The 22,816-nt window shown below is 59.8% G+C and carries 19 protein-coding genes; 10 read left to right on the top strand and 9 right to left on the bottom strand.

Annotation, left to right across the window (positions count from 1 at the left end):
- Positions 1-25: 25 nt before the first annotated feature.
- Positions 26-5,125 carry a helicase-related protein gene (locus ATC00_RS22480; protein ID WP_037390248.1) on the bottom strand — a complete coding sequence of 1,700 codons (5,100 nt, stop codon included), beginning with the start codon at positions 5,123-5,125 and terminating at the stop codon, positions 26-28.
- On the opposite strand from ATC00_RS22480, the gene ATC00_RS32815 reads away from it, so the two are divergent.
- Positions 5,125-5,358, top strand: coding sequence for a hypothetical protein (locus tag ATC00_RS32815; RefSeq protein WP_162532532.1), 234 nt, complete (start codon positions 5,125-5,127; stop codon positions 5,356-5,358). The genes ATC00_RS22480 and ATC00_RS32815 overlap by 1 nt on opposite strands.
- On the opposite strand, the gene ATC00_RS22475 is transcribed toward ATC00_RS32815, so the two are convergent.
- The 5 genes from ATC00_RS22475 to repC form a co-directional block, all read right to left on the bottom strand.
- Positions 5,248-5,475: a DUF3085 domain-containing protein gene (locus tag ATC00_RS22475; protein ID WP_327290848.1), complete on the bottom strand. Its 228-nt coding sequence runs from the start codon at positions 5,473-5,475 to the stop codon at positions 5,248-5,250. The two genes, ATC00_RS32815 and ATC00_RS22475, sit on opposite strands and share 111 nt — an antisense overlap.
- Positions 5,476-5,599: 124 nt before the next feature.
- Positions 5,600-6,205 carry a DUF1419 domain-containing protein gene (locus tag ATC00_RS22470; protein ID WP_037390287.1) on the bottom strand — a complete coding sequence of 202 codons (606 nt, stop codon included), beginning with the start codon at positions 6,203-6,205 and terminating at the stop codon, positions 5,600-5,602.
- Between the two features lie 65 nt (positions 6,206-6,270).
- The gene (locus ATC00_RS22465) at positions 6,271-7,305 is read right to left on the bottom strand and encodes a DUF3991 and toprim domain-containing protein (RefSeq protein WP_037390247.1); all 1,035 of its coding nucleotides are present in this window, start codon (positions 7,303-7,305) and stop codon (positions 6,271-6,273) included.
- 192 nt (positions 7,306-7,497) lie between these two features.
- Positions 7,498-7,668 carry a hypothetical protein gene (locus ATC00_RS33015; RefSeq protein ID WP_037390246.1) on the bottom strand — a complete coding sequence of 57 codons (171 nt, stop codon included), beginning with the start codon at positions 7,666-7,668 and terminating at the stop codon, positions 7,498-7,500.
- Between the two features lie 998 nt (positions 7,669-8,666).
- Entirely contained in the window at positions 8,667-9,923 is a 1,257-nt protein-coding gene (repC, locus tag ATC00_RS22460; protein WP_037390245.1) for a plasmid replication protein RepC, read from the bottom strand.
- 716 nt (positions 9,924-10,639) lie between these two features.
- Between repC and ATC00_RS22455 the strand changes: the two genes are divergently transcribed.
- The 4 genes from ATC00_RS22455 (at position 10,640) to ATC00_RS22440 (ending at position 15,041) form a co-directional block, all read left to right on the top strand.
- The gene (locus ATC00_RS22455) at positions 10,640-11,134 is read left to right on the top strand and encodes a DUF2867 domain-containing protein (RefSeq protein ID WP_037390244.1); all 495 of its coding nucleotides are present in this window, start codon (positions 10,640-10,642) and stop codon (positions 11,132-11,134) included.
- A gap of 173 nt (positions 11,135-11,307) precedes the next feature.
- Positions 11,308-12,366 (top strand): LacI family DNA-binding transcriptional regulator, encoded by a 1,059-nt coding sequence (locus ATC00_RS22450; protein ID WP_037390242.1) that lies wholly within the window; start codon positions 11,308-11,310, stop codon positions 12,364-12,366.
- Positions 12,367-12,593: 227 nt separating this feature from the next.
- A complete protein-coding gene (gene hisC, locus ATC00_RS22445; protein WP_037390241.1) occupies positions 12,594-13,700 on the top strand; it encodes a histidinol-phosphate transaminase in 1,107 nt (368 codons plus the stop codon).
- Positions 13,701-14,012: 312 nt separating this feature from the next.
- On the top strand, positions 14,013-15,041 hold the full coding sequence (locus tag ATC00_RS22440; protein WP_037390240.1) for an LLM class flavin-dependent oxidoreductase: 1,029 nt from the start codon (positions 14,013-14,015) through the stop codon (positions 15,039-15,041).
- A gap of 140 nt (positions 15,042-15,181) precedes the next feature.
- Here the strand turns inward: ATC00_RS22440 and nodD2 are convergent, their stop codons facing one another.
- Positions 15,182-16,108 carry a transcriptional regulator NodD2 gene (nodD2, locus tag ATC00_RS22435; RefSeq protein ID WP_037390239.1) on the bottom strand — a complete coding sequence of 309 codons (927 nt, stop codon included), beginning with the start codon at positions 16,106-16,108 and terminating at the stop codon, positions 15,182-15,184.
- A gap of 288 nt (positions 16,109-16,396) precedes the next feature.
- Between nodD2 and ATC00_RS22430 the strand changes: the two genes are divergently transcribed.
- On the top strand, positions 16,397-16,987 hold the full coding sequence (locus tag ATC00_RS22430; RefSeq protein ID WP_037390238.1) for a NodA family N-acyltransferase: 591 nt from the start codon (positions 16,397-16,399) through the stop codon (positions 16,985-16,987).
- 147 nt (positions 16,988-17,134) lie between these two features.
- Here ATC00_RS22430 and ATC00_RS22425 read toward each other — a convergent pair whose 3' ends face one another.
- Both ATC00_RS22425 and ATC00_RS22420 read right to left on the bottom strand, forming a co-directional pair.
- Positions 17,135-18,346, bottom strand: a complete 1,212-nt coding sequence (locus tag ATC00_RS22425; RefSeq protein ID WP_037390237.1) for a beta-ketoacyl-[acyl-carrier-protein] synthase family protein — start codon at positions 18,344-18,346, stop codon at positions 17,135-17,137.
- Between the two features lie 7 nt (positions 18,347-18,353).
- Positions 18,354-18,605, bottom strand: coding sequence for an acyl carrier protein (locus ATC00_RS22420; protein ID WP_037390236.1), 252 nt, complete (start codon positions 18,603-18,605; stop codon positions 18,354-18,356).
- A 951-nt stretch (positions 18,606-19,556) separates the two neighbouring features.
- On the opposite strand from ATC00_RS22420, the gene ATC00_RS22415 reads away from it, so the two are divergent.
- The 4 genes from ATC00_RS22415 to nodS are packed head-to-tail and all read left to right on the top strand — an operon-like array spanning position 19,557 to position 22,808.
- Positions 19,557-20,147 (top strand): NodA family N-acyltransferase, encoded by a 591-nt coding sequence (locus ATC00_RS22415; protein ID WP_037390235.1) that lies wholly within the window; start codon positions 19,557-19,559, stop codon positions 20,145-20,147.
- Complete coding sequence (nodB, locus tag ATC00_RS22410; RefSeq protein WP_064254500.1) at positions 20,144-20,803, top strand: chitooligosaccharide deacetylase NodB; 660 nt, start codon at positions 20,144-20,146, stop codon at positions 20,801-20,803. Before ATC00_RS22415 ends, nodB begins: the two co-directional genes overlap by 4 nt.
- A gap of 12 nt (positions 20,804-20,815) precedes the next feature.
- Complete coding sequence (nodC, locus tag ATC00_RS22405) at positions 20,816-22,174, top strand: chitooligosaccharide synthase NodC (RefSeq protein ID WP_064254499.1); 1,359 nt, start codon at positions 20,816-20,818, stop codon at positions 22,172-22,174.
- Between the two features lie 16 nt (positions 22,175-22,190).
- Entirely contained in the window at positions 22,191-22,808 is a 618-nt protein-coding gene (gene nodS / locus ATC00_RS22400; protein ID WP_037390231.1) for a nodulation methyltransferase NodS, read from the top strand.
- Positions 22,809-22,816: the final 8 nt, after the last annotated feature.

The following is a 22,816-nucleotide window of genomic DNA, read 5'->3' as shown; positions in this document are numbered from 1 at the left end:
ACTGCAATCGACACGGCCTCGAGGCTTAGACTGCCTCTGCCCTGTCCCTCGATTCTCCGCGCGCCTCCGTCGCCAAGGCCTCATCGACGTTCCGAAGCTGCCGGCGCTTTTCGTCGAGTTCGTGCGCAAACGCGAAAAAACCGCCCTCGCGCGAACGATAGGAGGCAAGGCGCCGCTCAGCTTCCTGCATACGCTGACGATAGTGCTCCTGTTCATCATCAAATCCATTGAGCGCCTTCTCCAGCCGGGAGATCGCGCCGAGCGGCGTCACGGTGACGGCGAGAGCGACCTCCTGAGTGGCGCCGGTTCGCTGCAGGAGCGTCTGGTAGTGGTAGCCATTCTCCCTGCCAAAGCGCTCGCCTTCGAACAAGAGATCGAAGCCGCCGATCGCGGCGATTGCACTTCTACCCTGCTGTTGGACTTGGACGCGCGTGAGGATTTCTTTCATCAGCGCCCGACCGGCAAGCTTGCGCTCTTCGTAGGTCTCGCCCTTGACCACCATCACGAAGGCGTCGCCAGCCGTCGGAACGAGGCGTTCGATGTCCTTGCCGACCTCGCCGATGCGCTGGATCGAAATCTCGATATCGCGTTCGGCATCGCGGATCTGTCGGCGAACCGCGTATTGATCGTCATCATGGGCAGCGCGCAGCCGTTCCAGGCGTGCGATGTCGGCCTCGAGCCCGGCCTTCTGCATCAGTCTTTCGTCGCCACTCGCAATCGCCTTGGCCATGGCGAACTGGTTTGCGGCCCCCTCGCAGAGGTCTTCGAGCCTGCGGATCGAACTATCTCCTGAGAGTGCCGCGGCAATGAAGCGCGCCTTGCGCTCGTTGTTCTGCCACATCGAGGCGTCGAGCGAGCCTTGGGTGGCATAGGCGAAGATGTCGACCTCGTTATGCTGGTTGCCCTGCCGGACAATCCGGCCCTCGCGCTGTTCGATCTGAGAGGGCAGCCACGGGACATCGAGATGATGCAGCGCCTTCAGGCGAAGCTGCGCATTGACGCCGGTGCCCATCGTGTCCGACGAGCCAATCAGGAAACGGATCTTGCCCGCCCGCACATCGGCGAACAGACGCTGCTTCGCCTCTGTCTTCTTGTAATCCTGCATAAAGGCGATTTCGGATGCCGGAACGCCCATGCGCACGAGCTCGTCGCGGATCCATCGATAGGCGGAAAAACCTCTGCTCTTCTCCACATTGATGGTGCCGAGATCGGAAAAGATCATCTGCGCCGCACCCGGCAGATCGAAAGACTTGCCGTCGGGGCGAAGATACGTGCTTTGCGCGGTCTCCTGCCAGATGCGGAATGCGTTCTGGACCAGCAGGTTGAGCTTGTTGTCCGGTTCGTTGTCATTGTCCGCGTCGACCAGGCGGAGATCTATGGCGGCATGGCGACCGTCGGTGATGACAGAGAGAAGGATGTCGTCGCCGGGCTGCGCCGGTCCCTCGCGCATCTCGATCGCCTTGATACGGGCATCGAGGATCGTCTGGTAATTCTTGAAGGCCTGGGTCGGCTTGGCCGTCAGGATTTGCCGGCGGCCGGTCGAGATATCAGGCACCTTGACATAGTCGCGCAGATCTTCAGGCATCACCACGTCGGCGAAGCTGCGGAACATGGCGATCAGTTCCGGCACGTTGACGAAGGAAGCAAAACGGCTGACGGGCTTGTATTTGCCTGATGGCTGGATCTCCAGTTCCGTCGTCGTATCACCGAAGGTCGAGGCCCAGGCGTCGAATTCATGCAGCCCGCGTTCGGCCAGCGCCGCGTGCCCGAGCAGGCGTTGGACCGAGAACATCTCGCCAAGCGTATTGGTGATCGGCGTGCCGGACGCCAGAACCAGAGCCCGGCCGGGGTTCCTCGTCTCGATGAAGCGAGACTTGACGTAGAGGTCCCAGGCACGCTGCGAACCGTTCGGATCGATGCCTTTCAAGGTCGACATGTTGGTGGCGAAGGAAAGCTTGCGGAATTCCTGCGCCTCATCGACGATAATCTGGTCGACGCCGATTTCGGAAATCGTCAACAGGTCGTCCTTGCGGGTGGAAAGCGCTTCCAGCCGTTCCTTCAGGCCTTCCTTCAGCCGCTCAAGCCGTTTGCGCGAGACCCGATCTTCGCTGTCGACCTTGGTCAGCAGTTCCTCGTAGAGCTGCAGTTCATCCTGGATCATCTGTTGCTCGAAACTCGACGGCACGGCGATAAACCGGAATGCCGAGTGGGTGATGATGATTGCATCCCAGGTCGCGGTCGCCGCCCGCGACAGGAAACGAGCGCGTTTGTCCTTGGTGAAGTTGGTCTCGTCGGCGACAAGAATGCGGGCGTTCGGATAGAGGGCGAGAAACTCGCGGGCGGCCTGGGCGAGGCAATGGCCCGGAACCACCAGCATCGCCTTGGCGATCAGCCCGAGCCGGCGCTGTTCCATGATCGCGGCCGCCATGGTCATCGTCTTGCCCGCACCGACGGCGTGCGCGAGATAAGTCGAGCCGGACGAGATGATCCGCCAGATGCCGCGCTTCTGGTGCCCATAAAGAACAAAGGCGCCAGAGGCGCCGGGTAGCTTCAAATGCGAGCCATCAAAGCGCCTGGGCGCTATATTGTTGAAACGGTCATTGTAGACACGTGCCAGCCGGTCGGTACGATCAGGGTCGGTCCAGACCCAATTCTGGAAGGCCTGCTTGATCTTCTGCAGCTTGTCGCGCGCCGCCTCGGTATCGACGATATTCAGCACCCGTCGCTCGCCGTCCGCATCCTTGAACACATCAAAGATCTGCGGCACCCGGCTGTTCAGCGCATCGGCGAGCAACTCTCCGGCGTGACGTCGGTCTGTACCCCATTCGGATGTCCCGGCCGCCGTCCATCCCAGCTGCCGGGCCTCAACGGTCCAGGAGCCGAGTTCCGGCATGTGATGGATCCTGATCTCGGCGCCCGTCGTCTCTTGCACGAAGTTGACGATATCGGTCGTCGGAATCCAGGGAGCACCCAGCCGGGCTGTGATGTCCGAGGGGCGGAGGTCGGCGGGCTGCACTGCCTGAAGCGCACGGACGTTTCGCTCATAGGCGGCATCGAGGACGGCCGCGGCTTCCGCAATCCCAAGCTTGGTGCGCACGGCGCCGGAGAGATAGGCGTCGGAGGTTTGCCAGGAGCCGTCCGCCGGATCACGGAAAACAGTGTCACCGAGTCCATCGAGAACCGCATCCGTGTCGTAATGCAGAAGCTCGGCTATATGATCGAGATCGACCCGACCGCGCTCGTTGAGGACGACGGCCAAGGCATCGGCTGCGGAGGTGATGACGGGCGGGGAAGGGGGCGCGATGACGCGTTCGGAAAAAATCGGCCCGGGCCTGGCGGTGTCGGTTTCGAGGTCATAATCCTCGATGGAAGCTACCAGCCAACAGTCCGGATCATCGCGAAATGGCAGAAGGTTCGGCTGGCGATGGGTTTCACGAACCTCGCCCGTCGTCTCATCCTCGATGATCGAAACCGTGGTGTGGTTGATCGGGCCAAAATCGCGCACAAAGCTCGACCAGGCGATGCGCAGCCGCACCTGCAGTTCGCGCCACGGCCGGTCCAGTTCCTGGGCTTTCAGGACGTCGCGCACGGCATCGCGGATCGGGATCAGTTTGCGGATGATCCGGACGTGCTTTTCCGAAATTCCCGCGCCACTGCGGGCCTTACGCTCTTGAACCGGAACAGGCTCACCGTCGACGACCTGCATCAAGCCGTGTTTGATGTCGACAAAATAGCTGCCCTCGCGCACCCTGGGATTGTCGGCACGCAGATCGACGATCTCGGCAAGCTCCTCCTCTAGATCGATGTCGATGGCGGTCGGCTCGCCGTCATAAAGGCCTTCCGGAAGAAGCGCGATGGCTGCCGTCAGCGCCGCTTCAAGCTCCTCGCCGGCGCGTGGCCGGCACGTATAGGTCTCGCCGAAGGGACCCGAGGTCAGGGCATGATCGCCGAGCACGAAGCCCGGATGCTGCGCAAACCACCTGTTCACGCGGATCGCACCCTCGTCCTCGGCAGCCGGTCGGACGTCCTCCAGGTTAAGCCACGAAAGGTCGCTTTCCGGCTCGCCTGCTTTGCGTTTGCGAAAGAAGAGGATATCGACCACGACATCCGTTCCGGCGTCGCGCCGAAAACTGCCTTCAGGCAGTCTGATCGCGGCGATCAGGTCTGCGGACTTGGCAATGTGTTCGCGTGCGGTGCCCTCTGCCTTGTCCATTGTGCCGGCGCTGGTGACGAAGGCGGCCAGGGCGCCCGGTTTCAGGAGGTCGATCGACCGCGCGATGAAGTAGTCATGCAGCCGAAGACCGAACGAACGATATCGCCGGTCGGAGCGAACCGTCCGATCGGAGAAGGGCGGGTTGCCGATGGCAAGATCGTAGGTGGCAGAAAGGTCGGTCCGGGCAAAGTCGCCATTGATGATGCGTGCCCGCGGCTGCAGCAGCCGCGCGAGGCGCGCCGTGACCGGATCGAGTTCGACACCCGTAACGTAGCTGGTGTCACGATACTCGGCCGGCATCAGCGCCGGGAACAAACCTGTCCCGATCCCCGGCTCCAGCACGCGGCCGCCGCGCCAGCCGAGCCGCTGCAGACCTTGCCAGATTGCCCGGACAACGAACTCGGGCGTGAAGTGGGCGTATTGTGTGCAGCGCGCAAGCGAAGCATAGTCCGTCCCGGTGACCGACGCCTCCAGCGATCCGGCGAGATCCTCCCAGCCTTGACGAAAACCAGCATCGCCTGGTCGGCGGAACATCCCGTTCGCCAGGTCCGAACTGCCGAAACCGGTATACCGGACCAGCCGCGCCTGCTCGTCACGCGTGGCTGGTCGATCCTGCTTGTCGATTTCACCGGCTGTGATGATGGCCGCGACGTTCATGCGCGCGCGTTCCTTCCAGGTGGCGGCCAAACCGCGATCGCCATCGTCGAGATAGAAGTTGGCGCGCTCGCACTCGTTTCGGGGCGCCCTCGGAATGACCGCCGGGAGGGCACGCGCCGGGGCAGGAGCGGGCGGCGTGGGATCCGGATCGTCGTCATTGGCGGCGAAACCGCCAAAGACGGTGCCGCCGAATCCGAGACCTGACGACGGCGCGCTTCCGGCAAATATGTCGAGGGTGAAGGGATCGTTGCTCATTGAAAGCTCCTTATGAAAGAGCGAGCGTCGCCTTCCGGTCGTCGGAAGACAGCAGCCGGCTCGCAGAGGGTGAAAAGGGAGCAGCCGTCTATGGCCGCCGGTACGGATACGGTGGCGAAGCGCTAGTCGCGCTCGACCAAGAACAACTGCATGGCGTCGGACGTGAAGACGATGCGCAGATGCGAGGCACCGGGGTTGGCGGCCATCATCGCCTCCAGTTGTTCGGCGTTTGACCTCGAACCAGTGTTCTTCCCGGCCGGATTGCATTCGTCGGCATAGACGACGACGGCTTTCGCACTGTCGGCGAGCTTGCAGTTCGACTTAAGGCAGACGCCGTAATCTCCGGCCAGTTAAACACCCGGCTGTTCATCCTTACCGGGTGCGGTAACCGCCATTGGCTGTGGCATCGCCGCGGCCGCGCGCCATCACTTCGCACACTGATGCGATCGGGAAAATGAGCATGGCAGCACCTCCTCATGCTGCGATCGGTGAGGGGAGATGGCGCAGCTGCACAGGCAGCTTGGCGGCGACCTCGTCGTCAGTGAGATCTTCCAGGAGCTTCAGGAAGCTGCCCTCTTTGCCGCCATAAAGCAGCACCGTGCGCTTGCCGCGCGCCACAGCGGGCCAGCGCTCACCGGCATAGCCGCGGTAATCGTCGGACGTAATGCTCCAGATATGCTCGAGGCGCTCCTCGCGCGTCATTGCGCGCAACGGCCGGCTCTCGCGTTCGACAATGGCGACACGCATGGCCTCGACGGACGCCTTGTCAGAAAGGTCGCAATAGCCATGGAAATAGCGGGTCTGTTCGTCGATCCTGAGCGCGAAGAATACGCTCGTCACCGAGCCGGTCAGGAATTCGCGCATGCCGAACATCGAGCCGCGGATCCACAGCGGCGGCAAAACGTCGAACATGTAATCATGCTCGGGCTCGGCGATCTCGAACCATTCCCCGGCGTAGAGCGGGGTGGCGTCAGTTTCCCAACGACTGGGTCGCTGGGAATGGCGGTCGAACATGCGGAACATCTGCTGGCGGCTTGCGACGCCCTGAAACACCTTGCGAATTGCGGGAGAAGAGGTCATCTGCGGCTCCTTGCGCGGATTCCGGACCGAAGCGCGGCACAGCCTTCTCGACTTCGCCATCCCCTTCAGTCCTTCATGACCCCTTCCGGGCCGCCGGCATTGCGACTGGCCGGGTCAAGGGCCGGCTGAAGCCGGGCGTAGCCTCCCTTGACGCGGGTGGCGCGCATGCGGCACGCCTTTCCCCGTTCCCTCCTTTTCCTCTCTTCCTTTTCATTAAGCTTCAGCGTTTCGTTCCAGTCCTCCTCCGACGGCCGGAGCCGCGTCCAGTCGCAGCCGGCATCACCGGCGAGCACCCGCAACCGCTCGGCAAACAGCTCGCCCTGGGGATTGGCGTCAGTGGCCGCGACGAGTTGGACGTCGGGCTGCCTGACCAGTTCGCGAAGCGCCGCGGCCGCGGTCGGCGACCAGCCGCCACCGGTGCTGAGATAGAGCGTACCGTCGCGCAGTCCCTCGATTGCCGCGAGGCTCATGGCGTCGATGGCAGCTTCCGTGACGGCCAGGCGCAGTGCAGTTCCAGACCCGAAGCGGAAAAGGACCTTCGTTCCTCCGGAGGAGAAACCTCGGTATTGCGGACCCCGCGCCTCCCAGCCGGTGACTTCACTCGCCTGGTTCGTATGTGCGGCCCACATGCTGCCGCGGGGGCCCTCGCGAAGGAGGTTGCCCTTGATCGCTGCGCGAAGCAGAGCCACGGGCAGGCAGCGCTCATCATGGAGGTAGCGCCACGTCGATGAGCCTGGCCAAGGGCGGCGTCGCGCTTGCCAGCGATCGGCAACAGAAAGATCGGGTTGGTCGTCAGCAATGAGAGGCTGCCACTTGGGGCCGGAAACTTCGAACCCCACGAGGCCCGCGACCTTTTCGAGGCATTCCAGGAAGGCGACGCGATCGAGATGCTGGACAATCCCGAAGACATCGCCTTTTGCATCGCTGAGAGGGTCGAACCATCCGCGGCCCTCATGCGTGACGATAATGATCTCGCCGCCGCGCCGAAACTTCAGGGCCCGCCGGGTGCTTTCCTTGGGGTCGTTGGCAAAACCGGCCTGTTCCAGCACCGCGACGCAGCTTACCTTGTCGCGGAGCGCTTCTATTTCTCGTCTTTCCATTTTCCTTCCGATCGCGAGAGCGATCGCCTCCAATTCGTCAGCTCTGTCCGTCCGCCGCTTGAGCGGCCGCGAAGAGCAAAGGACGCAAGGGCGCGGCTGGCAATTTGGTGAATCATGCAAAGGTCGGCCGCGGCGAAGCCTCCCTTGCGGCCTGCCGCTCGCAAGCGGCAGGCCGCAGGCTATGCCGGCGGCTCAAGGCCAAGGCGTGTATTCATGGACGATTTCAAGAACGTCGTCCGGCTCGATTTCGTCGGACGGGAGAACGCCGTATTGGCCGTCGACGGTGAAGAGGGTGACCGGGACCATCAGGTCGCGGGAAAGCTGAAATGCGTGGGACTGTGCGAGTGAGAGATCGTGCGACATTCGAGAGCCTCCAATCGGAGCGGGCCAATCCCGCTCGATGGCTCCTCAAGGGCACGGCTTCCGGACGCGATCACCGCAACGCGAAGCGGCAGCGGCCGCAGCTTGGCGCACGGACCCCTCGCGGGTTGATCGTGGAAGATCCGGAACCGTGCCAGGACGCCATCCCAAAGAAGCGGGATTGGACTGCTCCGGTTGAAACTCCACCGTTGCGCACGGCTTTCGGAGTTGGTTGCTGAATCGGTATTCCCGACCGCCCATTGGGGCGGATGCCCACGGCCAATCACCTGCTTGGCAACTGAGTGACCTATTCAGCCAAAGGGCATTGTTGAGCTTACGCTCGAAAAGGCGGTGGCGCCGGAGGCTGCATGTTGCTCCTGCAGACGTGAACCAGGCTAAGCCCGGCGATAGACGCACGCGGTCGCCCGTCCGCACATTACCACCGCTTCAACGTCATTCTTGGCGAGGCGCTTCGTCCGCAGCCTTTTCGTGGCAATCGGCATGGGTCGGTCCCTTTCGATCCTGCGGCTGAGTCCACCGAGGCGCACGAGCTCCGGATCTTGCGACGGCGCCGCTGCAACAGGTTTCCACTGGCGTGAGAGCCGGACGCCTGTCGGATGCACTGCCCGACCGAGTTCCCTTGCCCTACGATCCCCAGGTGCAAGCACCACTTTTCTGGTGAATGTGTTAGATCCTGTGCGCCACTTTCTTTCCTGGTGTTGAACGAAGGGCGGTCGTGCAAGCCGGGCGCTAACGGCGCCGACGTGTGAAAACGTGGAGCACTCGTGTCGTTGCGTATCAGTTTGCGACAAAGCCCTTCTCCCGGCGTGTGATGCGGCTGGAAATAGCCTTGCACCTACCGTGCCAAGGAGAAATTCGCCTGGAAGTACGGTGGTACTTCAAGACTGTTGTGACGTTTGTCGGATATTGTCGGGCATGCGACAACGAAAGAGCGCACTTGAACGCTCTTCTGTTCACGTGCCCAAGTTTTCATTTCGAACTTAAGGCAGCGGCTCCATGGTGTAGCGGGCTGCGAGCCCGAAGATCGAACGGGAAAGGTGTAGTTCGCCGGAGCCCGCCCGCTCGGTCATTGCTCGGAGATAGCCGTCTGGCGAGGAGACTTCTTGCCGATCGAGCTTCTGGAGGGTAATCGCGATCGCAACGGCGGCCCGGTGCTCGCCCATCTGATCGACGGCGCGGCGCCGCGCATCGTCCGAAATTCCGGCAATTCGGCACATTTGCGGAGCGATCCGGGCGAGATCGGCCCAACTGCGGGGCAGCGCCAAACCGTAAGTGCGCAGTGCTGGTATGGCTCGCAATATGTCCTGCAGTGCGACCATCTCCTGCCGCGAACGACGTGGTTGTTTGACTGCGCGCCTGCGGCCTGCGTCAGGAGTCAATTCCCTGGCTGAAGTCATTGGTCCGGCGGTAGCCGTACACTGGCTATCGCTACTCTCTTCATGTGAATCAGGGCTTGTACTCTGTCTGTGCATGCCGCTTTCGGCACACCTGCATGCCGAATCTTGTGGCGCGAACGCGACTTCAGGTCGACGTGGGAGACGCATAGCCCGTTCGACAAACCACTCAAGAAGCGCGGTCGCGCGGAGTAAAAGGGCGCTTGGTGCCCGCGTCGCGATGCCGACCAACGTGGCGACTTTTTCAAGACGCACTTCAAGCCGCGCCCGGATGCGCTGGGGAAGGCAGTAGGCGGATGCGAGCGCTCGTCGCAGGTTTCGCAACGTCCCGCGATACCGCCGCAGCGCGGCATTTGCGGCGGCCTTTTCGACCCTGGCTTGCCTTACGAGTTCATCAAGCTCGCGGTAACGAACGATGAGTATTCGCAGGTCGATCCCGCAGCCGTCGACAATGACGCCTTCGACGTCTCGGGTGGGATATCGTTTGTAGTTGCCGCTGTCCTGCATGGTGATCAGCCCGGCATCGAAAAGCCTCGACAGCAGCCGGCTTACGCGTCCAGCCGAACGATTGATTTCGAAAGCGAGTTGCTGGTTCGACTTGAAGATGATTGGCCGGCCGCCTTTGTCGAAGGCTTCGGCAGGTGCCGTGTTGATCAGTGTGGTCAAAAGATACGCTTCGGTCGCATTGACCATCCCCGTGCAGGGCAGATTCTGCGCAAGCACGGCGAGCTGTCCGCGTGTCACGGTCCCGATTTCAGCCGATAGTGCCAGCCGGCGGAATTCGGCACGTGTGGGCGTCTGTCTACGGCCGATCGACCGCTTTGGTGGCGTCGGTTCTCGCACTCTCGTCTCCTGTGTTGGAGACCAGACAAAGAAACCCCATTCACCGAATCGGTGTTTTTTAAGTTGACGGGGGAAGTGAGGTTTGCTACTGACGATTTGGCAAAATTGATTATTTAGCAAACCGCTTCCGGATCTGTTTCGGGGCGGTTTTCTTTTCTGGTCCGGTCGGTTTTTCTCCGTTGCACGTTTGGAATACTTTGCTCAACCGAAATGACCTTCGGCGCATTTCGCGCGGACGATAACCCGAATCATCTTTTTGGCGCAACAATCGTGCAGCGCGCAACTGAGTGGACGAGTGGCGCCAACTCCTGATTGACTCAGCGCCGCGCGTCTTATCAGACGTGCAAAGGTCGCTGTGGCACTTTGAATTGCTGCATGTCTTTGTCTGCAAATCGAAGTCGATTTAACGAGACATGCAGTAGCGGGCCCGCCGTGACGCAGGGCTCGCGACATGCCACCGATTTGCATTTTGAGCACGCGGCCTGCTCTGCCGACGCCATTGCCGTGCTCCAGCGTTCCGCCTCTATGGCTTACTCCTTGGCTTTGATGCATGTCGTTTTAAAGCCGCTGCAGCTTTTTGGCCGGACGCATTGTGCGACGATTGGCGCTCGGCTGCGACAAGCGGCCTCCTAGCCGGTACCTGCTTCCGGAGCAATCATGGATCATTGAGGGTGGCTGCGAGCGCCTCGGTCTAGCAAAGGCGAAAGGAAGCACTCATGAGACCACGAAGGGTGCCCGTCAGTTTGCCGAACCCTTGGCTTCCGGGAGCAGACTGGGCCGATCGTCACGAGCTTCTCCTCTTCGCCGAGCGAATGACTGCCGCCGAAGCGGCACTACGAGCACTTCGGAACGCAGCGGGCTGGTTGCGAAGTTTTGGGGAATGGCGCAACTGCGTGGCAGTTGGCCTTGGGCTGAACGCAGCCCCGCAGCCCACGCAATCCGACCTGATCGGCAGCATTCCGATCATGTACAGCGGCGATCGGGAAACCGTCGTTGGCTATGATGCGCGACACTTGCATTTTCGTATTGTGGTGGATGTTCGTGACGGCCCTGCCGACGGCCAGGTTATCGGAATGACCACCTTGGTGCGCCGCCGGAGCGCGATCGGTTGGCTCTTTTTCGCCGCGGCAATTCCTTTGCACAAGGCGATCGCCCCGGCCTTGCTGAGGGGAGTTGCACGACCCGGCCAAGGCTTTCCAGGGGAACGGTAGGGCACAACGAAAAATTGAAGTCGTCCGCACGCTTTGCCTCCATTTATCGCGTCCCTGCCTCGGCCGCTCTTCTGCTGCGATGCTGCATCGATGCCGTGGATGGATTGATAGATATCCATCAAAATACATCATGCCTTTGCATCCTTTCCGATGACGATTTATCAGATAGAGCCATGACCAAGCGTCCCACAATTGGCGATCTCGCACGCGAATCCGGACTAAGCGTTGCGACGGTCGATCGACTTTTGAACGCCCGCCATCCGGTACGGGAAGAGACCGCGCGGCGCGTCTACGAGGCGGCGCGCGCGCTCGGCTATCCTACGGCTCGCCTCATGGAGCAGCGGAGGCAGCGCAATCTCCCTGACTACCGGCTGGGTTTTATCCTCAAGAAGCCCGCGCACCCCTTCTTTGCCGGCCTTGCACGCGAAGTCGAGGCGGCAGTGAAGGCCGCATCCTCTTTTCATGGCATTCCGTCCATCGAGTTCGTTACGTCGAATGCACCCGGCGACCTGGTCGTGCTACTCAAAAATATGGGCGCACGCTGCGATGCGATTGCCATGGTCGCTCCGGACCACCCGACGATCACGGAAGTAGTCGAAGATTTGAAGGTAAAGGGCGTCCCGGTCTTCTCCCTGCTTTCCGATTTCGCTGCGGGCGCGCGCGCCGGCTATGTCGGGCTTAACAACCGGCAAGTCGGGCGAACGGCTGCCTGGATGGTGGCCAAGGCCGCAAAACGGCCGGGCAAAGTGGCGGTCTTCGTTGCGAGTCACCGTTGCCTGGGGGAAGAGCTTCGGGAGATCGGCTTCCGTTCGTATTTCCGTGAGAACGCGCAGAGCTTTGAGGTGCTCGCTACGTTGGTGAGCCCTGAGACACGGCAGCTCACCTATGAAGCCACTCTCGATCTCATCCACCATGAACCTGAGCTCGTCGGTTTTTATGTGCCTGGTGGCGCTATGGAGGGAGCCATCGCGGCTCTGCGCGAGGGGCGCGAGAGCCGGGATCTTGTCGCGATCGTCAATGAGATTACACCGGACTCACGGGCGGCGCTGGCAGATGGCGTCATCACGATGGCGATCGCCACGCCGTTACGGCGGCTGTGCCGCGAGCTGACGACGTTGATGGCGCGGGTCATCGAAACCGGAACGGCAATTCCTTCAGGGCAAATCGACCTGCCCTTCGACATCTACTTGCCGGAAAATGTTCCAAATTCGACCGAGATTCGCGAGCTTTAGAAATCTATCATGATGATAGATTAAAAGATAGAATCCTATCATCTGGCAAGAAAATTTGTTGACCCTCCTCTGTCAGTCTGGTCTCGTGAGCCTGCTTCTACGGCGTGGCGATCTGACGCAGAAGATTCGGCCACGCTCCAAAGTGGGACGCAAAACTGGGCTCCACTCCGCTTAGCACTCAACTAAACCGCGAGTCCTCGGACGTGGAGACTGAAACGGAGAAAGATATGCCTGACGCAAAACTGCAGAGCGTGCTTTCATCTCTTTCGCAGCAGGCGAGTGAGTTAAATGCGCTGCCGTCCATTTGTACGATGCCTGATGCTCGTTGTGTCAAACTCGACACGAATGAGAATCCATTTGCGCTGCCGGCGCCCGTGATGGAGTGCGCCGTTGCGGCGCTCGAACGCCAATATCTCTATCCGCAAGATGATAACATCAGCTTGAGGGAAGCAGCCGCTAAAGCGTATGGGCTGTGCAGGGATCAGGTGATCGCCGGTAACGGATCCTCTGAACTGCTAGGGCTTATCTACAAGGCTTTCCTTAGTCCAGGCGACGCCGTGGCGATGATTTCGCCAGGATTTGCGTTCAACCGCAAACTAGCCACTTTGCAGGGCGCTCGATTTCTCGAAATACCATTGACCGAAGCTTATTTGCTGCCGACAGAGCAACTGCTTTTCGGCCCTGCCAAGGATGCCAAGTTCATTCTATTAGCCAATCCGAACAACCCTACGGGAATGTTTCTTCCGGTTGCCGAAATCGAGAGCCTCGTAGCCCAGTCGGACCGATTGATCGTGCTGGATGAGGCCTATGTCGACTTCGCTCCGGACAATGCGCTGCGCCTTCTCGATCGCTATTCGAACCTTCTGATCTTGAGAACATTTTCGAAAAGCTATGCCGCCGCCGGCATTCGGATTGGTTTCGGTTTGGGTCATCCTGAGCTTGTTGGAAGGCTGCGTAATCTTCAGAACGTCTTCAACATGAACGTGATCGGGCACGCCGTTGGCATCGGCATCCTTTCCCATCGTGAAGCGTATGAAGAGAACCACATACATATCAAGCGGGAAAGACAGAGAGTGTGCGTGGCGCTGTCGCAACTTGGCTTCTCCGTGACACCTTCCAATGCCAATTTCCTGCTGGCCCAAGTGCCTCCAGGGCAAGACGGAACTTGGTGGCAAGCATCTCTGAAGAAGCGAAAGATACTCGTTGCCGTATTCCCTGAAGATGGCCTCGAAAACTGCATTCGCGTCAGCATCGGTACAAGAGCCCAAATGGATGCTTTCCTCACAGCTGTCAGAGACATTTCTGGCCGGCTTCAGCACGACCCTGGCCGTTGAGTTCTGACTGCTAAGCCAGAGGCACGCGTAACTCACTGATCTTCCAAATTCAGCCAAGCCCACATCCTTGCTTCGTAGAACCGCGAACCAAGAATGGCATCGCCTTTCGCTGGAGCCACTCAGCAAAGCTCCAGAGCTAAGCCGTGCGGATTGACGGTCACCGCTGCCGCGCTGTCCGATGCCGCTGAGAGGACCAATATCGAAATGAGGAGCAAAGGCAATTCTCGGACCAGAGACACATCAATCCCAGCGGCCGCTTGGGGCCGACGGCCAAAATATCCAGATTTCCGCGCCAGAGTTGGAGATAATTGAATGAGAAACGCCTCTTCTTCTAACCTCACCATCGGCATCTTCGATCACCTGGACGAGGACGGCAGCGATATCGCCCGACAATACGCGGATCGCCTGACGCTGGCGGAGGCGTGTGATCGCCTCGGTTTCTATGCGTATCATCTCGCAGAGCACCATTTTACCCCTCATGGGAGAGGTCCGTCGCCAAATCTGTTTCTATCGAGCGTCGCACAGCGCACCCAGCAGATTCGTCTCGGCCCAATGGTAATGCTGCTTAGCCTTTGTCATCCGCTACGCGCGTTTGAAGAGATCTGCATGCTGGACCAATTGAGCGGTGGCAGGTTAGAGCTGGGCATAGGGCGCGGCTCTCTCCCGATCGAATTGGGTTACTTCGGGATCGGTGCGGACGCGGCACCAGAACGCTATGCCGAAGCCAGCAAGATACTTATGAATGCGATGAGAGGGGGCACGCTATCCTATCAAGGCGACTATTTCGAGCTGAACAGCGTTCCGTTGACGCTGAGGCCATATCAGCGTCCACATCCGCCGACATGGATCGCCACCAATCGACCCGAGTCCGCAAGCTGGGCGGCTGCGCACGGTGCAAACATCGCGTGCGTAGGGCCTGCCTCTTCAGTTCGCAAGGTTACTGACGCCTACCGCGCCCACCGAGAGCGCAGCGTCAACATCGACGATCGAGCGCCCTTTCTGGGCCTGCTTCGCATGGTTGTAATCGGACGCTCGGAAAAAGAAGCGGTTTCGCTCGCGATGCCTGCTTACGCCCGGTGGCTCGAAAGTTTTAAGTTTCTCTACGAACTCAACGGGCTCCCGACACCACCAAATCTCCCTTTGACCTTCGATGCAGCGATCGAAGGTGAATTGTGCGTAGCAGGAACGGCAGCTTCTGTGCGGCAAGCCCTTCTTGATCAGCTGGACGCGGCAGGCGCCAACTATCTGCTGTGCCAACTCGCATTTGGAAGCCTTCCATTAGAGGCTTCGCTCTACACCGCGACAACCATTCGGTCGGAAATTATGGAGCGAGTTGCCTGACGATGAGTACACCAACTCGACGCTCAGCCATGTTAGTCGGGGCTGCGATGAGGCTCAGCTTACGCCCGTGTTGTACTCTGCACCACGATGGCGGCACCCCGCGCTGCGGCTTGAACGCTTGAACCGGGGACGCCGGGACGTCACCTGGACTCCCGCGGCAAAGCCATGCGGGATGCCTCCTCTACCAACATATCGCGCATCCAGAGGCTCGCAGGATCACTATTGTGAAGGGCAGGCCATTGGACTGCCTCGGTGAATGGGGGAAGTGGCAACGGGAGCTCGACGATCCGCAGGGGAATTGTTTTTGCGAAACGCTGCGCCAGTCTCAGAGGCATGGTCCCTATACGCTCGGTACCAGATACCATGGGCGCGATCATGCTGAAGCCCTGCACGACAACGTCGACACGTCTCTTCATGCCGTGTTCGAGCAAATACCATTCCTCGATGGATGGCTTGCGCGTATTGCCGAACTTGACCACAACATGCCCCATAGACATGTATCTCTCGAATGTAAGCGGCTCCGACAGTTGCTCGTTCGTGCGACAACCGACGCACACATGTACCTCGTCGAACAGTTTCGCTCTGGGATGAGCGTTTGACATGAAGATTTCCGGCAGGATCAGAAGATCGATGTCGCCGCGTCGAAGAAGGTCCTCATAGTCGTCCGCAAGAGGCAGAAATTCGAAGCTGACGCCGGGCGCTTCGCGCGCAGCACGCTCCACGATCTTCTCGAAAAAGACGAGTGTAGCGTAGTCGGAGAGGATGATTTTGAAGCGACGATCCGACTGGGCCGGGTCAAACGGATCCGAGGAAATGATCGAGACCTGGACGTGCAGCAGGGTCTCGCGGACCGCCGGCGCAAGCCGTTCCGCACGTGGCGTCGGAATCAGCTCACGGCCAATCATTGTAAAGAGCTCATCGTCGAAATAGGTGCGCAGGCGCCCGACCGCCGCGCTCATGGCCGGCTGACTGAGATTGATGCTGCGTGCCGCAGCCGTGAGGTTCCGTTCGGTCATCAACGCGTCGAGCGCGACGAGGAGATTTAGATCAAGGCCCTTGAAACGCATTTCCTCATTTATCCGTGGCGTGGATGCATGACATCCAAACTATCGATTTTACGTATTTACCGGCTTACTCCATTAGATCGTGGTCAATCGAAAGAAATCAAGGCATCAACGGCAAATTGCGAGTGGTGCAGGAAGTAACCGAAGTGGTTGGAACACGTATCTGCTCTGGAACATTGCGCTATGCCACGAGCTTCATCGGCTAGCAGCGCATTGTGCGTGCCCGCTTCAGATGCTCGCTTTCAATCGCGTAGCCTGTCTCAGAACTAAACAAGAAGGAGAGGTCTGTGCATGGGCTCTGAGGTGCGGTGGAAGCTGTGCTGGGAAAATGAGTTGCAACTCGCCGACCATATCGAACTCGCTGAGTTCTTTCAAAAGACATATGGGCCGACCGGCGAATTCAACGCCAAACCATTCGAAGGCAGCAGAAGTTGGGCCGGAGCGAGGCCGGAGCTTCGCGCGATTGCCTATGACTCGGGCGGTGTAGCGGCCCATTTGGGCGTGTTGCGCCGTTTCATCAAGGTTGGTGCGGTTGACCTGCTGGTGGCTGAACTTGGCTTGTATGGGGTGCGTCGGGATCTCGAAAGACTCGGGATCAGTCATTCAATCCGCGTCATGCTTCCAACACTGCAGGAGCTTGAGGTTCCGTTCGCTTTCGGCACGGTCAGGCCCGCGCTGCAGCGCCATGTTGAGAGATTCGGCAGGCATAGTCCAGTGACTGTCTTGTCGGGGCTTCGCGTGCAGTCCACGCTGCCGGAAGCTCGTCTCGACAAGCCGCCCACGCGTATCGAAGATGCACTTGTCATCGTTCTGCCAGTGGGACGGTCAATCTCCGATTGGCCCGCCGGTATGACGATAGAACGCAACGGGCCAGAGCTATAGCAGCTCTTTTTCTTTTGACGTGTACGAAGTCTGCCCCGAGGTACCCAACTGCGTGTTGCGGACACGCAAGGGCTCGGTACCCACTCAGGCGAGCCCTGATTGAGTAAACCACGAACATCGTTAGGTCTTCTACTTCGCGTGGAGTGGTCAGGCCGCCGTGATTGCCAGCACGGCGTTGGTGCCGCCGAAGGCGAAAGAATTGCTGATCGCTGCCCGCACCTTGCGCTCGCGCGGAATGTTGGGTGTCACGTCGAGGTCGCATTCGGGATCCTTCTCCCGGTAGTTCGCGGTCGGCGGGATTAGACCGTCGCGAAGCGCCATGACACAGGCAATCAGCTCGAGAGCGCCGGATGCCCCCATGCAGTGGGCATGCATCGACTTGGTCGAGGACACCGAAAGGACATCGGCGTGATTGCCGAAGACGCGGCGAATTGCCTGGGTCTCGAGCCGGTCGTTGTATTTGGTGCCTGTGCCGTGAGCGTTGACATAGTCAATGTCCGCGGGCAGGAGCCCGGCATCGGCAAGGCAGGCCTTGATTGCGGCGATCGGGCCTTCGACGGTCGGTGCGACAATGTCGGATGCGTCTGCGGACATTCCAGTGCCGGCAAGCTCGGCAAGGATCGGAGCGCCGCGCGCCACGGCGTGCTCATAGGTTTCGAGGACCGCCATGCCCGCGCCTTCGCCGAGCACCAGGCCGTCCCGGTCGGCCGAGAACGGCCGGCAAGTCTCGCGGGCGACGGCGCGCAGCGCCTCCCACGCCTTCAGCACACCGTAGGCGAACGGCGCGTCGGTACCGCCAGCCAACATGACGTCAGCCCTTCCGAGCCTCAGCTGGTCGATCGCAGATATGAACGCGTGGTTTGACGACGAGCACGCCGACGTTACGCCGAACACCGGCCCACGCAGCCCGTAGACCATGCTTACCTGACTGGCCGGTGCGCCTGGCATCGAGCGAGGCACCGCAAAGACATTCGTGTGTGATTTCCCGGCGATGAAGAGCCCGCGATAATTCTCTTCAAGCGTCTCAGCACCGAAGATGGCTGTGCCGACGACCGCGCCGATGCGATCGGTGTTGACATTGTCCACGATGAGCCCCGATTGCCGCAGCGCCTCGCCGGCGGCAAGAACAGCCAGCAGGCTATAGCGGTCCATCGTCGCAAGACGCTTGCGATCGAACTCGACCTCGGGCAACTGCTTGACCTCTGCTCCTGTGCGGATTTTCGTCTTATGGAGGGGGACCCTGGTGATCTCGCCGATCGCCGAGCGGCCTGCGCGCATTGCTTCCCAGATGGAGGGCACGCTGACGCCCAAGCCGCAGATGCCGCCGAGGCCGGTTATGACGATGCGGGACCGGGCCATGCGAAAGCTAACTCTTGGCTGTAATCAATGCGCGTGTCGCCTCGACGAGGTCGCCGACGTTCTTGAGGTTGCTCCAGGCCTCGGAAGTGCTCATCTCGATTTCAATGCCGTAGGCAACCTCGAGATCAAAGACGATCTCGGTCAGTTCGAGCGAATGGATTTCAAGATCCCCGAGCTCTGAGTCCATCGTAATTTCTTTGTCTTTGTCCGCATGAGCTTTTATCTTTTCGATAATCTCGGTTGCCAGTTGATCGGCCATTGCCTCACCCAAATTCCTGGTTCAAATTCCCTGCGCAACGAAGCTGAGCGGGCCAGCTGCAGCTGCCGTTCCACACTGGAACCTTGTCTTGTTCAGTCTACCCTGTGGTCAGTCTTCATTTTGCATAGAGTCCGCCAAGGCCAGGCAGACGCACACAATCACGGAGAAGTCCGCGTGAGGCCTGCGCGAAGTGAAAGCCGTAACTCTTTGAAATACGGGGTTTAAATTCGTGTAGCGGTCGCATGCCCTCGCTAGGTCGTGTAGCAGTTAACATTCGACGCGACGGTTCAAGTGGTGTTGCACGAGAATTCGCGTCGTTCATCCATGCCGCTTTCCGCAACATTGGTAAAATCGATTGTATGAATGGCATGCATCCATATGTTGGATTGGCGCTTTGCAATCGCTGGCGTTAGGAGGCGGGGTGCCGGTTGGGCGACGTCTTGCGAGGACTCCACCGGCCGGCAGTCCCCTACATCGGATCCCCAGGCGGGCCAATGTAGGATCGAGTTTTTGATCTGGGGACATCCTCAGCCGGTGCGTAACCGCGACGGACGGCCGGACGGAGCCCATTGATGCTGAGCGCCTGCCAGCTCGCCCGTCAGAGGTCCAGAACGACACAGGACAAATTAGCTCGAGGGCCGCCAAGCCATCCATACCGTGGATGCATGCCATCCAAACAATCGATTTTACGAATTTATCCGCCTGCTCCATTAGAAGGCCGTCACTTGACGGAAATCAAGTTCCATCGACGGCACATTTGCGAGTGGCGCAGGAAGGGACCGGAAGTGGTTAGGCAGCCCGGCAGTTCTGGAACGGTGTTACGAAAAGGCTCGAGCGTTCCAGTTACAGGTCATTGCGATCGCTAACGACAGCCTCTGACGATTTAACAATCGCTCGCAGCTTCGATCGTGTGATCGGGCGCTAGCAGCAGCAAAATGAGGAGGTCTTTGCATGCGCTCTGAGGTGCAATGGCGTCTATGCTGGGAAAACGAATTGCAACTCTCCGACCATGTAGAGCTCTGCGAGTTCTTTCGAAAGACCTATGGGCCGACCGGCGAGTTCAATGCAAAACCCTTCGAGGGTAGTCGAAGTTGGGCCGGAGCGAGGCCTGAGCTTCGGGCAATCGCCTATGATTCCGGGGGAGTTGCTGCCCACATGGGCTTGCTGCGCCGTTTCATCAAGGTTGGCGAGGTCGACCAACTTGTGGCTGAACTAGGATTGTACGGGGTACGTCCAGACCTTGAGGGACTCGGGATCGCGCATTCGATCCATGTCATGCTTCCAGTACTGCAGGAGCTTGGCGTTCCCTTCGCTTTCGGCACAGTTCGGCACGCGCTGCGCAAGCATGTTGAGAGATTCGCCCGGTACGGTCTGTTGACCGTCATGTCTGGGGTTCAGGTGCGGTTCACCCTGCCAGAGGCGCGTCTCGACAAACCGCCCATACGCATCGATGACCCACTTGTCATCGTTCTGCCGGTTAAACGGTCGATCTCCGACTGGCCAACCGGCTCGATCATCGATCGGAACGGACCAGAGCTATGACGCACCCCGATTGCTTGTCTGAAGTGCGCAGCGGGTGCACTGACGTTATCGCTGAGCGCAGCGTTTACTTGACGTTCGACGACGGTCCTCACCCATTTTGCACGCCGGCAATCCTCGATGTGCTGGCGGAACATCGGGTCCCGGCAACATTCTTCGTCATTGGCCAGTTCGCGGCCGACCAGTCGAGCCTCGTCCGGCGAATGGTAGCGGAAGGGCACGAGGTCGCTAACCACACGATGACACATCCGGACCTGTCCAAATGCGGACCAGGCGAAGTAGAGCGTGAAATACTCGCGGCGAACAGAGCCATCAAGGCGGCGTCCCCTCTCGCCTCGGTGCGGCACATCCGTGCTCCGTATGGCATCTGGAGCGAAGAAGTGCTGACGGCATCGGCCAAGGCTGGGCTGACCGGGGTGCATTGGTCGATCGATCCTCGAGACTGGTCCTGCCCCGGCGTCGACGCCATTGTCGATGCAGTGCTCGACTCTGTCCGGCCAGGCGCAATCGTGCTCTTGCACGACGGATGTCCTCCCAACGAAATGCAGCCCGGCACTGGCCGCAATCTGCGCGAGCAGACCATCTTGGCGCTATCCAGCCTGATTCCGGCCTTGCATGGCCGCGGTTTTGTAATCCGCTCGCTTCCTCAAGATCACTGAAGAAGAGATCCCATGAACTTTCTTGATACAACCAGTACCGTCGCCATCTCGCTTTATGCGCTGCTTTCGACTGCTTATAAAAGCATGCAGGCGGTTTACTCTCAGCCGGCATTCGATTCATCGGCGTCGGAGCGCCCGGTCGGCTTCGACGAGCTGCCGAGCGTGGACGTCATCGTACCCTGCTTCAACGAAGACCCGGGCACGCTTTCGCAGTGCCTGGCTTCCATTGCAGATCAGCAATACGCCGGGGAAATGCGCGTCTATGTGGTGGATGACGGTTCTGGCAATCGCGACGCCTTGCGATCCGTGCACGAGACCTTCGCGCGCGACCCCAGGTTCGATATCATTGTGCTTCCTCAGAATGTCGGAAAGCGCAAGGCACAGATCGCCGCGATACGCCGCTCTCATGGCGATCTGGTGTTAAACGTCGACTCTGACACGATACTCGCGTCCGATGTCATCACGAAGCTCGTACCCAAGATGCAGGATCCGGCCGTCGGTGCGGCCATGGGACAGTTGACGGCCAGCAACCGCAGCGACAGTTGGCTGACCCGTTTGATCGATATGGAGTACTGGCTGGCTTGCAACGAGGAGCGTGCGGCACAGGCTCGCTTCGGTGCCGTTATGTGCTGCTGCGGCCCATGTGCTATGTATCGCCGTTCTGCGCTCGTTATGCTGTTGGACCAGTACGAGTCACAATATTTCCGGGGCAAGCCGAGCGACTTCGGTGAGGATCGGCATCTCACCATTCTCATGCTGAAGGCAGGCTTTCGAACCGAGTACGTGCCAAGCGCCATCGCAGCTACAGTCGTTCCGAATAAACTAGGTCCGTATCTGCGCCAACAACTGCGCTGGGCACGCAGCACGTTCCGGGATACGTTGCTTGGGCTGCGCCTGCTGCCCGGCCTCAATCGCTTCCTGACGCTGGACGTGGTCGGACAGAATCTCGGACCGCTGCTTCTGGCGCTATCAGTGCTGACGGGGCTCGCACAGCTCGCACTGACAGGCACCGTGCCTTGGTGGACAGCCCTGATGATTGTGACCATGACGATGGTTCGCTGCACCGTTGTAGCGTTTCGGGCCCGCCAACTTCGATTCCTGGGCTTTTCTCTGCACACATTCATCAACATTTTTCTGTTGCTGCCCTTGAAGGCCTACGCGTTGTGCACACTGAGCAATAGCGACTGGCTGTCGCGCAGCTCTGCTGGCAGCTCGTCGAAGAAAGCGGCGGAACAGGCCCCGGTCCAACGTCCGGCGACTGAACTACGCACTACAGAATGTTCAGCACATGCGACGCCGCTTCGAAGGCTCAACCTTGCGCGTGATTCTTCGAGGCTTGTGACGTCTGACTGCATTTGCAGCGACGAGTAAGAGCTACATACCCGAGGTGAACGAGTTGACACAGATCGATAATTATCAATTGCTGAATCGGGAACTGGCTGCAGACGATCCGTGGGGACTCGATGCCAATCCATTCGAGCGTGGGCGCCACACGCAAATGCTCCGCCTGTCGCTTGCCCAGGGATCTATCTCAAATGCGCTCGAAGTGGGGTGCGCCGCCGGCGCCTTCACAGTGCAGCTAGCACCCCACTGCCAACGCCTCACCGTGATCGATGTTGTGCCTCAGGCTATAGAAAAAGCGCGCCGACGGATGAATGAACCGCCGCACATCAGCTGGATAGTCTCTGATGTTCAACAGTTTTCACCTGATGAGCGGTTCGATCTGATCGTTGTGGCGGAAGTGCTCTACTACGTTGGAGGAATAGCCGAGATGCGGGCCGCCGTCCGCAATCTGGTGCGGATGCTGGCGCCAGGAGGACATCTCGTTTTCGGATCGGCGCGCGACGCCAATTGCCGTCGCTGGGGCCACGTTGCTGGTGCTGAGACGGTCATCGGCATGCTGAACGAAACTTTGTCTGAGGTAGAGCGGCTCGAGTGCCGGGGTGAGTCGGTCAACGAAGACTGCTTGATCGCCCGCTTCCGCAATCCGGTTTCTGCTTCCTGACGAACTGA

The sequence above is a fragment of the Sinorhizobium americanum genome (assembly GCF_001651855.1).
GTDB classification, from domain to species: domain Bacteria; phylum Pseudomonadota; class Alphaproteobacteria; order Rhizobiales; family Rhizobiaceae; genus Sinorhizobium; species Sinorhizobium americanum.
This window is presented reverse-complemented; position numbering and strand designations above follow the sequence as displayed.